The sequence below is a fragment of the Streptococcus mitis genome (assembly GCF_009496155.1).
In the GTDB taxonomy this organism is placed as follows: domain Bacteria; phylum Bacillota; class Bacilli; order Lactobacillales; family Streptococcaceae; genus Streptococcus; species Streptococcus mitis_BQ.
On record NZ_WIJP01000006.1, the window covers coordinates 127,905 to 139,674 of the forward strand.

General features: G+C 39.9%; 11 protein-coding genes and 1 pseudogene. 6 read left to right on the top strand and 6 right to left on the bottom strand.

Going from position 1 to position 11,770, the window contains the following annotated elements; all coding sequences use genetic code 11:
* Positions 1-4: 4 nt before the first annotated feature.
* Positions 5-694, top strand: coding sequence for a gamma-glutamyl-gamma-aminobutyrate hydrolase family protein (locus tag GEZ84_RS05260; protein ID WP_153223764.1), 690 nt, complete (start codon positions 5-7; stop codon positions 692-694).
* Here GEZ84_RS05260 and radC read toward each other — a convergent pair.
* From radC to GEZ84_RS05275, 3 genes are all read right to left on the bottom strand, one after another.
* A complete protein-coding gene (radC, locus tag GEZ84_RS05265; protein ID WP_153223765.1) occupies positions 691-1,371 on the bottom strand; it encodes a RadC family protein in 681 nt (226 codons plus the stop codon). The two genes, GEZ84_RS05260 and radC, sit on opposite strands and share 4 nt — an antisense overlap.
* A 42-nt stretch (positions 1,372-1,413) precedes the next feature.
* Entirely contained in the window at positions 1,414-3,705 is a 2,292-nt protein-coding gene (pcrA, locus tag GEZ84_RS05270; RefSeq protein ID WP_153223766.1) for a DNA helicase PcrA, read from the bottom strand.
* 159 nt (positions 3,706-3,864) lie between these two features.
* The gene (locus tag GEZ84_RS05275) at positions 3,865-5,535 is read right to left on the bottom strand and encodes a formate--tetrahydrofolate ligase (protein WP_050242748.1); all 1,671 of its coding nucleotides are present in this window, start codon (positions 5,533-5,535) and stop codon (positions 3,865-3,867) included.
* A 225-nt stretch (positions 5,536-5,760) separates the two neighbouring features.
* Between GEZ84_RS05275 and coaB the strand changes: the two genes are divergently transcribed.
* The 5 genes from coaB (at position 5,761) to GEZ84_RS05300 (ending at position 8,791) form a co-directional block, all read left to right on the top strand.
* Entirely contained in the window at positions 5,761-6,450 is a 690-nt protein-coding gene (gene coaB / locus GEZ84_RS05280) for a phosphopantothenate--cysteine ligase (protein ID WP_153223767.1), read from the top strand.
* An 11-nt stretch (positions 6,451-6,461) separates the two neighbouring features.
* Entirely contained in the window at positions 6,462-7,013 is a 552-nt protein-coding gene (gene coaC / locus GEZ84_RS05285; RefSeq protein ID WP_153223768.1) for a phosphopantothenoylcysteine decarboxylase, read from the top strand.
* Positions 6,997-7,560 carry an ECF transporter S component gene (locus GEZ84_RS05290; protein ID WP_000747412.1) on the top strand — a complete coding sequence of 188 codons (564 nt, stop codon included), beginning with the start codon at positions 6,997-6,999 and terminating at the stop codon, positions 7,558-7,560. The genes coaC and GEZ84_RS05290 overlap by 17 nt, the downstream gene beginning before the upstream one ends.
* Positions 7,561-7,736: 176 nt before the next feature.
* Positions 7,737-8,264 (top strand): ECF transporter S component, encoded by a 528-nt coding sequence (locus GEZ84_RS05295; protein WP_153223769.1) that lies wholly within the window; start codon positions 7,737-7,739, stop codon positions 8,262-8,264.
* Between the two features lie 11 nt (positions 8,265-8,275).
* Entirely contained in the window at positions 8,276-8,791 is a 516-nt protein-coding gene (locus GEZ84_RS05300; RefSeq protein WP_050104668.1) for a transcription repressor NadR, read from the top strand.
* Here the strand turns inward: GEZ84_RS05300 and GEZ84_RS05305 are convergent.
* From GEZ84_RS05305 to GEZ84_RS05315, 3 genes and pseudogenes are all read right to left on the bottom strand, one after another.
* A pseudogene (locus tag GEZ84_RS05305) lies at positions 8,788-9,000 on the bottom strand (NTP pyrophosphohydrolase); the annotation flags it as partial. The gene GEZ84_RS05300 and the pseudogene GEZ84_RS05305 overlap by 4 nt on opposite strands.
* A gap of 108 nt (positions 9,001-9,108) precedes the next feature.
* Complete coding sequence (locus GEZ84_RS11120) at positions 9,109-9,282, bottom strand: LPXTG cell wall anchor domain-containing protein (RefSeq protein WP_413777002.1); 174 nt, start codon at positions 9,280-9,282, stop codon at positions 9,109-9,111.
* A gap of 7 nt (positions 9,283-9,289) precedes the next feature.
* The gene (locus GEZ84_RS05315; protein ID WP_153223770.1) at positions 9,290-11,446 is read right to left on the bottom strand and encodes a YSIRK-type signal peptide-containing protein; all 2,157 of its coding nucleotides are present in this window, start codon (positions 11,444-11,446) and stop codon (positions 9,290-9,292) included.
* Positions 11,447-11,770 lie beyond the last annotated feature (324 nt).

Genomic DNA, 11,770 nt, shown 5'->3' on the forward strand with positions numbered 1-11,770 from the left:
TTTTATGAAAAAACCAGTTATTGGGATTACAGGAAACGAAAAAACTCATCCAGATGATGACATCATGATGAGCTACGCAGCAAAAGGCTTTGTTGAAGGCGTTAAAAACGCTGGAGGGATTCCCATCATCCTACCGATTGGTGATCAAGAAATGGCTTGCCACTATATCAGTATGATTGACAAGCTCATCTTGACAGGTGGGCAAAATGTTGATCCAAAATTCTATGGTGAACCAAAAACCATTGATAGCGATGACTACCATCTTCAAAGAGACATCTTTGAACTGGCCCTCATCAAGGAAGCTATTAGCCAGAAAAAACCTATTTTCTCCGTCTGTCGTGGGACTCAACTCTTTAACGTTGCCATGGGTGGAACTCTGTACCAAGATATCGAAGACCACTGGCAGGATTGTTCTGCCGAGTACACAACTCAACGCTTGGTGACAGAATCAGATACTGTTCTCCGAGAAATCTATGGAGAAATTTCTCATATCAACTCCTTCCACCATCAGAGTATCAAAGATTTAGCACCAAATTTAAAAGTTGTGGCTTATGATCCTAAAGATGGTATTATCGAAGCTGTCATGAGTACAGATGATGTTGCCTTTCTCGGTGTCCAATGGCATCCAGAATTTCTATTTGAAAATCGTCCCAAAGATAAAAACCTCTTTGACTATGTCGTTAATGAACTTTAGATTAAATCCGTCTTTTCACGGTAACTAAAGTAACTAGAATGAGAGACAATCAAATGGTCCAAGAGGACAATCCCCATCAGGTCGCAGGCTTCTTTAACAAGTTTAGTGACATGATCATCATTTTGGCTAGGGGCTACTGCTCCCGAAGGATGATTGTGAACCAAGATGAGTGAGGTCGCCATATGCTTGATAGCATAGTGAAGAATCTCTCGCGGCTCAGCGATACTGCGAGTGGCTGAACCTATAAAAATGGTCTGTTGATGGATGATTTGATTTTGAGTATTGAGATAGAGCGCCACCAGGTGCTCTTGTTTTTTATGTCCCAACTCCTGTTGCATCTTCTTGGCCAACTTTTGACTACTGAGAATACTTTCCATCTCAAGGGTCTCATGTTTATGAATACGATGGCCCAGTTCAATCATAGCTTGTAACTCTATAGCCTTAACACGACCGATACCAGATAGACTCTGCAACTCCTGCAGGGTCATTTTTTTCAAATCAGTTAGGCTTGAAAGATTGCTCAAGACTTTCTGGGCAATTTCAAAAACGCTAGCTTGACGTGTTCCTGTCCTGAGTAAAATAGCTAGCAACTCTTGATTACTGAGCGCTTCTACTCCTTCCTTGGCCAGTCTTTCTCTTGGTAACAATGAATCTTCTTGGAATGAAATACTATACATAAAAATCCTCCTCACTTTATTATTCGTGAGAAGGATGAAAAATTAGATTTTTTTCTCAATTGGGGCTACACTAGCTAAAAGTTTTTTCAAACCTACTTCTGGAAAATTGATTTTTAATTCCTGAGTAGCTCCGTTACCTGAAACTTCCAGAACGGTTCCCTCTCCCCATTTCTTGTGGAGAGCAATGTCACCAATAGACCAATTTGCTTCACTAGACGCTGATTTTGCTCCAGCTGTAAATTGACCAAATGGGAGACCGCTTGACTGGATAGTTTTTGGGGCCGCACTGCGTTTACGGTCTTGGAGGGCCTGAGCCAAACTCATACCTTGACCGAAGGCAACCCCACCACTGCTATAAGATGCCTTAAAGCTTGTATTGGCTGGACGAGCCAATCCTTGATACTCAAGTAAGTCTGAACTGATTTCGTTAATAAAACGAGTTGGACGGTTGTAGTTGGTACGACCAAAAAGCAGGCGTGAGTTGGAATTGGTCAGATAGAGAATTTTCTCTGCACGCGTAATTCCCACATAGGCCAGACGGCGTTCTTCTTCTAATTCATCTGGATCTTCAGCTGCACGGCTAAGCGGAAAGACATTTTCTTCCATCCCAATCAAAAAGACAACTGGAAACTCGAGACCTTTGGCAGCATGCAGGGTCATCAAGGTTACTTCTGATGTCTCCTGACTCCCTGAATCTGTGTCGGCAATCAAGGCCAGGTCATTTAAGAAACGACTTAGTTTGTCCAAACCAGTTTCTTCTTCTGGCCCATCAGAGGTGTCATCAAAGTTTTTCGTCACAGAAAGGAACTCTTCGATATTTTCAACCCGAGCCTTACTTTCCAGAGTTGCTTGGGCATTAAGAATATCAACGTAACCTGTTTTTTCTAGAACATCCTCAACCAACTCAGTAATGCTTAACTGATCCAGTTGCTCTCGCAAATCCAGAATCATATTGGCAAAATCCCAGATAGACTGAGCTGCCTTACCCTTGATACCAGACAACATAATATTAGCAGAGGCATCCAGCATAGACATATTTTGCAAATTTGCAAAATCACGGATTTTCTCAACTGTACCTGGCCCAATTCCACGTTTAGGCTCGTTAATAATACGCTCAAAACTGATATTGTCACTCAAATTAGCAATGAGGTTGAGGTAAGCGATAATATCGCGGATTTCTTTACGGCTGTAGAACTTGGTTCCACCAACCATGGTATAAGGGATGTTAGACTTGAGCAGGGCTTCCTCAATAGTACGAGACTGGGCGTTTGTACGATAGAGAACTGCAAAATCCTTGTGAAGAAAGTTTTGACTGCGACTAAGTTCATCTATAGTTTTAGCTACAAATACAGCCTCATCCAGCTCATCATCGGCACGATAGTAAACGATTTGTTCCCCATCAGCATTTTGGGTCCAGAGATTCTTAGGACGGCGGTTTTTATTGTTTTTAATGACCTCGTTGGCCGCTTGCAGAATGGTTTTAGTTGAACGGTAATTCTCCTCCAACAAAACAACCTTGGCTTGGGGATAATCCTTTTCGAAGTCTAAGATATTCTGCATATCAGCACCACGCCAACCGTAAATAGACTGGTCCGCATCTCCAACCACACAGATATTTTTAAAGCGCGAAGCCAAAAGTTTGACCAATTGGTACTGAGCGTGGTTGGTATCTTGGTACTCATCAACATGGATGTATTGAAACTTCTGCTGATAGTAGGTCAAGACATCAGGATTTTGATCAAAGAGACGCAGGGTCAACATAATCAAATCATCAAAGTCAACCGACTCAGACTGACGAAGCTCTTTTTGGTAAGCAGTATAACACTGGGCCACGATTTGCGTATACATATCACCAGCTTGGGCAGCATAAGCCACATCATCAATCAAGTCATTCTTAGCATTGGAAATGCTTCCCAAAATTGTCCGTTCATTCCATTTTTTAGGATCTAAGTTCAACTGCTTGAGAATGCGTTTCATGAGGGTTCGTTGCTCTCCTGGATCCACTATAGTGAAGTTACGATTGTAGCCAATATGATCCGCATCGCGACGCAAAATACGAACGCACATGGAGTGGAAGGTCGCAATCAGACAGTCCTGAGTTGCTGGATTAAGGCTATAAGCACGCTCCTTCATCTCACGCGCAGCCTTGTTGGTAAAGGTAATAGCCAAGATATTCCAAGGATTGACCATCTTTTCATCAATCAAATAAGCAATACGGTGGGTCAAAACTCGAGTCTTCCCAGAACCAGCACCTGCCATGATTAACAAGGGACCTTCTGTCGTTTGCACCGCCTCAGCCTGACGGTCATTCATTCCATTTAATAATGCGTTCATCTTCTCTTCCTTACTCTTGAAGTCAATATTTCTATTATATCAGAAATCAGGGAAAATATCTTTACCTAGACTGGTTACGTGTAGATGGCAACTCCTTATATCTAGATAAAAAATGAGCTTGGATATTATTTCCAAACTCATTTGAATTCAATTAAACTATTAGAACAAGCCTAGAACGGTTCCATCGCTTTCAACATCCATGTTGAGGGCTGCTGGTCGTTTTGGAAGTCCTGGCATGGTCATGACATCACCAGTTAATGCAACGATAAAGCCTGCACCTAATTTTGGTACCAATTCACGAATGGTAATTTCAAAGTTTTCTGGCGCCCCAAGTGCATTTGGATTGTCTGAGAAACTGTATTGAGTTTTAGCCATACAGATTGGCAATTTGTCCCAACCGTTTTGAACGATTTGAGCGATTTGTGTTTGAGCTTTCTTCTCAAAGTTCACTTTGCTACCACGGTAGATTTCAGTAACAATCTTTTCAATCTTTTCTTGGACAGAAAGGTCATTGTCATACAAACGTTTATAGTTAGCTGGGGTTTCAGCGATAGTCTTGACAACTGTTTCGGCAAGTGCTACTCCACCTTCTGCACCATCAGCCCAGACACTAGCCAATTCAACTGGTACATCAATTGAGGCACAGAGTTCTTTCAAGGCTGCAATTTCAGCTTCTGTATCAGATACAAATTCGTTAATCGCCACAACTGCTGGAATACCGAACTTACGGATATTTTCAACATGGCGTTTCAAATTGGCAAAACCTGCACGAACTGCCTCTACATTTTCTTCTGTCAAAGCGTCTTTAGCTACACCACCATTCATCTTAAGGGCACGAAGGGTTGCGACAATGACAACTGCATCTGGAGATGTTGGCAAGTTTGGTGTCTTAATATCAAGGAATTTCTCGGCACCGAGATCTGCACCAAAACCAGCTTCAGTAACTGTGTAATCAGCCAAGTGAAGGGCTGTTGTAGTTGCCAAGACAGAGTTACATCCGTGAGCGATATTGGCAAATGGACCACCGTGTACAAAGGCAGGTGTTCCGTAAATTGTCTGAACCAGGTTCGGCTTAATAGCATCCTTCAAAATCAAAGCCAAGGCACCCTCAACCTGCAAATCGCCAACAGAAACTGGTGTACGGTCGTAACGATAACCGATAACAATATTCGCCAAACGGCGTTTCAAATCTTCAATATCAGTCGCCAAGCAAAGAATAGCCATGATTTCAGAAGCAACTGTAATGTCAAATCCATCCTCACGTGGAATTCCATTTAGAGGACCACCTAGACCAACTGTTACATGACGAAGGGCACGGTCATTCAAGTCCACAACACGTTTCCAAAGGATACGACGTTGGTCAATTCCCAGCTCATTCCCTTGGTGCAAGTGGTTGTCAATCAAGGCAGAAAGCGCATTGTTGGCAGTTGTAATGGCATGCATGTCTCCAGTAAAGTGGAGATTGATGTCTTCCATTGGCAGAACTTGAGCGTAACCACCTCCTGCAGCACCACCCTTAATCCCCATTACAGGACCAAGAGATGGTTCGCGGATAGCAATCATGGTTTTCTTGCCAATTTTATTCAAGGCATCCGCCAGACCAATGGTAATGGTTGATTTTCCTTCACCTGCAGGTGTTGGATTGATGGCAGTAACCAAAATCAATTTCCCAACTGGATTGCTCTCAACTGCACGAATTTTATCAAAGCTGAGCTTAGCCTTGTACTTTCCATACAACTCCAAATCATCGTAAGAAATACCAAGTTTCTCTACAACATCAACGATTGGCTTCAACTCAATACTCTGTGCGATTTCAATATCTGTTTTCATTCAAAACTCCTCTAACCTCTTATATGATAATTCATTATAACACAAAACAAGATTTTTAACATCCTAAAACTCTCTAAACGTTCGTAAATATCCCTGTTTTTAAGATTTTTAGAGTCCTTTCTTAAATTTTATATGGCTTTATAGTTTAAAACTATATTCTTTCCTTTTACCAAAATTTTATCGCTTTTATTTTACTTACCGTTTATTTTTGTGTACAATAGTGCTATGAAAATTTTAGTTACATCGGGCGGTACCAGTGAAGCTATCGATAGCGTCCGCTCTATCACTAACCATTCTACAGGTCGCTTGGGGAAAATCATCACAGAAACTTTGCTTGCTGCAGGACATGAAGTTTGTTTGATGACGACAAAACGAGCTCTGAAGCCAGAATCCCATCCCAACCTAAGCATTCGAGAAATTAACAATACCAAGGACCTTCTACTGGAAATGCAAGAACGTGTTCAGGATTATCAGGTCTTGATTCACTCAATGGCTGTTTCTGACTACACTCCTGTTTATATGACAGGGCTTGAGGAAGTTCAGGCTAGCTCCAATCTAGAAGAATTTTTAAGCAGGCAAAATCATCAAGCTAAGATTTCTTCAACTGATGAGGTTCAGGTTTTGTTCCTTAAAAAGACACCCAAAATCATCTCTCTAGTCAAGGAATGGAATCCTGCTATTCATCTTATTGGCTTTAAACTGCTGGTTGATGTTACCGAAGATCATCTGGTTGACATTGCTAGAAAAAGTCTTATCAAGAACCAAGCAGACTTGATTATCGCAAATGACCTGACTCAAATCTCAGCAAAGCAGCACAGAGCTATCTTTGTTGAAAAAGATCAGCTTCAAACAGTCCAGACTAAAGAAGAAATTGCAAAACTCCTCCTTGAAAAAATTCAAGCCTATCATTCATAGAAAGGAAAGCTATGGCAAACATTCTCTTGGCTGTAACGGGCTCAATCGCCTCTTACAAGTCGGCAGATTTAGTCAGTTCTCTAAAAAAACAAGGTCATCAAATCACTGTCTTAATGACTCAGGCTGCTACAGAGTTTATCCAACCTTTGACACTAAAGGTACTCTCACAGAATTCCGTCCACTTGGATGTCATGAAGGAACCCTATCCTAATCAGGTTAATCATATCGAACTTGGAAAAAAAGCAGATTTATTTATCGTGGCCCCTGCAACAGCTAACACTATTGCAAAACTAGCCCACGGCTTTGCGGACAACATGGTAACCTGTACGGCTCTAGCCTTGCCAAGTCATATTCCCAAACTAATAGCTCCTGCTATGAATATAAAAATGTATGACCATACTGCAACTCAGGCTAATCTGAAAACATTAGAAACCTACGGCTATCAGCTGATTGCTCCTAAGGAATCCCTACTAGCTTGTGGAGACCACGGACGAGGAGCCTTAGCTGACCTCACAATTATTTTAGAAAGAATAAAGGAAACTCTCGATGAAAAAACGCTCTAATATTGCACCTATTGCTATCTTTTTTGCAACTATGCTCGTGATACACTTTCTGAGCTCACTTATCTTTAACCTTTTTCCATTCCCAATCAAACCGACCATTGTTCATATTCCTGTCATTATTGCCAGCATTATTTACGGTCCACGAGTTGGAGTTACACTTGGATTTTTGATGGGGCTACTTAGTTTGACGGTTAATACAATTACGATTCTACCGACAAGCTACCTCTTCTCTCCATTTGTACCAAACGGAAACATCTACTCAGCTATCATTGCCATCGTCCCACGTATTTTGATTGGTTTAACTCCGTATCTAGTCTATAAACTGATGAAAAATAAAACTGGTCTGATTTTAGCTGGTGCCCTTGGTTCACTTACCAACACAGTCTTTGTACTTGGTGGAATTTTCTACCTTTTTGGAAATGTTTTTGATGGTAATATCCAAAAACTCCTAGCAACTGTTATCTCAACAAATTCGATTGCTGAATTAGTCATTTCCGCAGTTCTAACCCTAGCCATTGTTCCAAGACTACAGACTTTGAAAAAATAAAAATAATCTCCACTTTCAAGCTTGAAGGTGGAGATTTTGTTTGAAGTAGTTTCTTTTTAGTGAAATCTTTACCAATATTTAACTTACAAACGACCTATAAACCCAAGTAAATCCTTGCTTTATTATCTTCTTTATAGTACTATACTAGTGTATATACAGATAAAAAGGAGATTCTTATGAACACACGGAAAAAGACACAATTTATGACAATGACTGCCCTCTTAACGGCTATTGCGATTTTGATTCCGATTGTGATGCCTTTTAAGATTGTCATTCCTCCTGCTTCTTACACTTTGGGAAGCCACATCGCTATTTTTATCGCTATGTTCTTGTCGCCCTTGATGGCAATTTTTGTCATCCTAGCCTCTAGTTTTGGATTTTTGATGGCTGGCTATCCTATGGTTATCGTATTTCGAGCTTTTTCCCATATCTTTTTTGGTACTTTGGGTGCTCTTTACCTACAAAAATTCCCCGATACCCTAGATAAACCAAAATCTTCCTGGATTTTCAACTTTGTGTTAGCGCTTGTCCATGCCCTTGCTGAAGTATTAGCCTGTGTCCTTTTTTACGCAACTTCTGGTACTAATGTAGAAAATATGTTTTATGTTCTATTTGTGCTAGTTGGATTTGGCACAATTATCCATAGTATGGTAGACTATACATTAGCACTAGCTGTCTATAAAGTGCTTCGAAAACGCCGTTAAAAGGAAGAACTATGACAAAAGATCGCAAACAAGCCCTGCTCCAACTCTTGAAAGAAGCCCCTAAAGCTCTTAATGGCCAAAGTTTGGCGGAGCATTTTCACGTAACACGCCAAGTCATTGTACAGGACATTGCAATTTTGAGAGCCGATGGAGCGCCTATACTATCTACTAATCGTGGCTACATCTATAAGCAAATTGATACCAATCCTTATGTTCACAAACTGTTCAAAGTGAAACATGAAGTTGAAGAAATCGGTCAAGAACTCCTTGCTATCGTTGATAATGGTGGACGTGTTCAAAATACCTTGATTGACCATCCCGTTTATGGAGAAATTGAAACCTTGCTGAAACTGTCTTGCCGCCGAGACGTTCAACATTTTCTAGAACAAGTCGAGCATTCTGACTTTAGACCTCTATCTGAATTGACAGATGGCATTCATTACCACCTAGTCGAAGCCGAAACACAACAAGACCTCCACTATATCGAGGAGGCCTTGGATCAGCTCGGTTATTTAGTAAAAGACTAGAAGATTTTCTTTTCCCAATCGTCTTCTGTACGGCGAGGGTAGAAAAACTCTGATTTGTCAGGAGCTTCCATCATTTCCATCAAGGGTAACATATCATAGGCCAGATCCAAGTTTGGAATCTGGTCTTTTTGCACCCAAGAAACTTCTCCTTCATCTGAAGAGCGAAGGGTACCAGAGAACTCAGTTGCCTTATAGTCAAGTGAACTATAAAAAAACTCCAGATTAGGAACTATGATTGAATTCACTAACCTGGAGGTTTTAGATAATTATTCGACTCTTACAAATTTGCTAGCTATTTTAGCAAGTAAATATACTGATTAAACTTCTTCATCCTCTTTACGACGACGTCCTCCTACAAGACCTAAACTAAGTAAAGCACTTGTAATTGCAACTGGAATAGCTAATGTTGATTTTACTGTACCAGTATTAGGTAATGCTTTCGCTGCGGTCTTAAGCGATTCTAGGTCTCCATTGTTGTGGACGCCTCGAATTGCTGCTTCACCTGCGGTTTTCGCTGCTGCTACTGCATCGGCATCGACTGCTGAAGTTCTGACCTTCTGCTTCTGTTTTCTTAGTGTCTACTGCGTTTGTTTGCGTTACGCGGTCTGCACTTGTAACACTATTATCAGAGGCGATTTCTGATTTTTCTGCTTTCGCCGCTTCTTCTAGTGCTGCTTTGGCATTAGATTTTACAGTTGCTAAGTTTCCTGGGGTGTGGACACCTTCAATCGCTGTTTTAGCAGTTTCTTTCGCTTGCGCGACTTTATCTGCATCATTTACTGACGCTGCATCGATGGCTTGTTCACCTTGAGTTTTCTTAGTATTAACTTCTTGTACCTTAGCTGTCTTCTCTGTAGTCGTTAAACTTTTATCTCCGTTAATAGCGGTGATCTCTGCTTGAGCAATTCTACCTAATTCAGCTTTGGCATTAGATTTTTCTGCACCAAGATCAAATGCTGGTTTAGGTGCTTTTGGAATTACCACAGGATCACTCATGTCAGATGCAGTTTCTCTAGTTGTAAAAGTATTTCCATATGCATCTCTAGGAGGTATTCCGCCCTTTGCGATATTTTTAACAGTAATTCGATCATTTTCTCTCAGTGCATTAGTTGGTGTCCACGTTGCCTGTCCATTTGTTGCATTTACTTCAGTTTGCTTTTGCCCATTAAGATAAAATTCTACTTTACTTATAGATGTATTCGCAACTGTTGCTGTAACAACCGGCTTTTTCCCTTCTGCATTTACTAAATCAGCAACACTTACAGTTGGTTTTTTAGGTTTTACAGTTATTGGCACATTTAATGTTGCCATTTGGGCATTATTCCTTTTATTATTTAGTACGTGAACATGCAAATCATAAGTACCAATCATATCATTTGGAATTGAACCTACTAATTTTATATTAGTCCCACCATCATACGGTCCAATACCATCTTGCTGTCTTCTTGTATATTCAGTTCTTGGTCCAGTATTTGGGGTTGTAGTAATATATACATCTCTAGTACTAATGACTTTCGTATCATATTTTACTTTAATAATAATCTTCTTGCCATATCCTAATTCTTCACCAGCAACTAAACTAGATAAATCTGCGCCGTCGGTTTCATATCTGAAATTTGCATTGTTTGGTGCAGCTCGTAGTCCACTACCTTCAGGTAAAGTAATCCCATTCAAGATATGATTATGTCCTGCGATATTCCTATCATTTGGCTCAGTATTTTGGGCTTTCTTCCCTACTGTTTCTTTACCATTTGTTGTATCTAGTTTAGGAGTGTTTTCCTCTAGTGGTTTATGAGTCATTTTCACACGTCTTAAACTACTGTTTTTGTAATTAACTAACTCTTTATATACCGAATTAACTTCCTCTTGATTTTTAGCAATTGTTAATACTTCTTTAGCTTTTGCAACTTTTTCTTTTAAGCCCTTTACTGAATCCTCAGTGTATTTTTCTGGATCTAATTTGTCAATTTCTTTTAAAAGCGTTTCCAATTTGGTTTTATTAGTAAACACTTCCTCGACTTTGACATCTTTTACAGATTTTTTGATTTCTTCAGTCTGATTAACAAGTGTCACAGCATTCTCTGATACTTCAAACTCTCTTTTATCTTGAACTTTAGAACCAGATCTATCTTCCTTGTTAGAAGCTTTATCTTCAGTCTTAGACTTAAGTTGACGTACTTGCTCTGTAAGAAATTGAACTCGACTTACTTGACTTGCAATCGCTTCTTCAGAAATATTTTCTCCATTAAGTAAACGGTTATTTTCATCGGTTAATTGAGTAAGTTGATTAGATAAACTTAATAAACTTTCCTCGTCTACTTTTGCAATCGCAGCTTGAAGATCACTAATAGCCTGAACGAGAGGAGACTTATCCACTAGCTTCTGAGCAACAGTTGTTTTGTCACCCTCTACTTCTTTTGATTTCTCTATAAGATTCTCTTTAGGGGGAACTCCCTCTGTCAGTCCCGTAACACCAGCATTTACCTTTTCAGTATTAGCCGTAACAGGTGATACAACTAAAGTATCTGCCTTAACCGCACCATTAGCGAAAAACATTAATGCCGCTACGGCAACACTTGCAGCACCAAAATGGTACTTACGAATAGAATAACGGAATACCTTTTCTCCGTTCACTTCTCGATTTGATTTTCTCATCTAATCGCCTCTCTCTTATTTTTATTTTTGAGGTACTAAAAAATACCCCCCTTAAATATTTTAGGAATTTAAGGAAAGGATACGTTTTTTAATTTTGGGTACCACACTTGTTTTAAAAATATAGTACACTTTCTATTTTACATCTTTCTTAGAAAAATTAACAGTATAACCTATATGTTTTTTCTAATTTAGCATTTAAGGTAACTTCTCAAAGTAACTTCCACTTGGCTAGCCGAAGTGGAAATTAGTCTAAAACGGATTTTTATGGTGGAATTAAGTATGAGACGTTTGAGTTAGAAATGAGGTCCACTATGACAAAACATA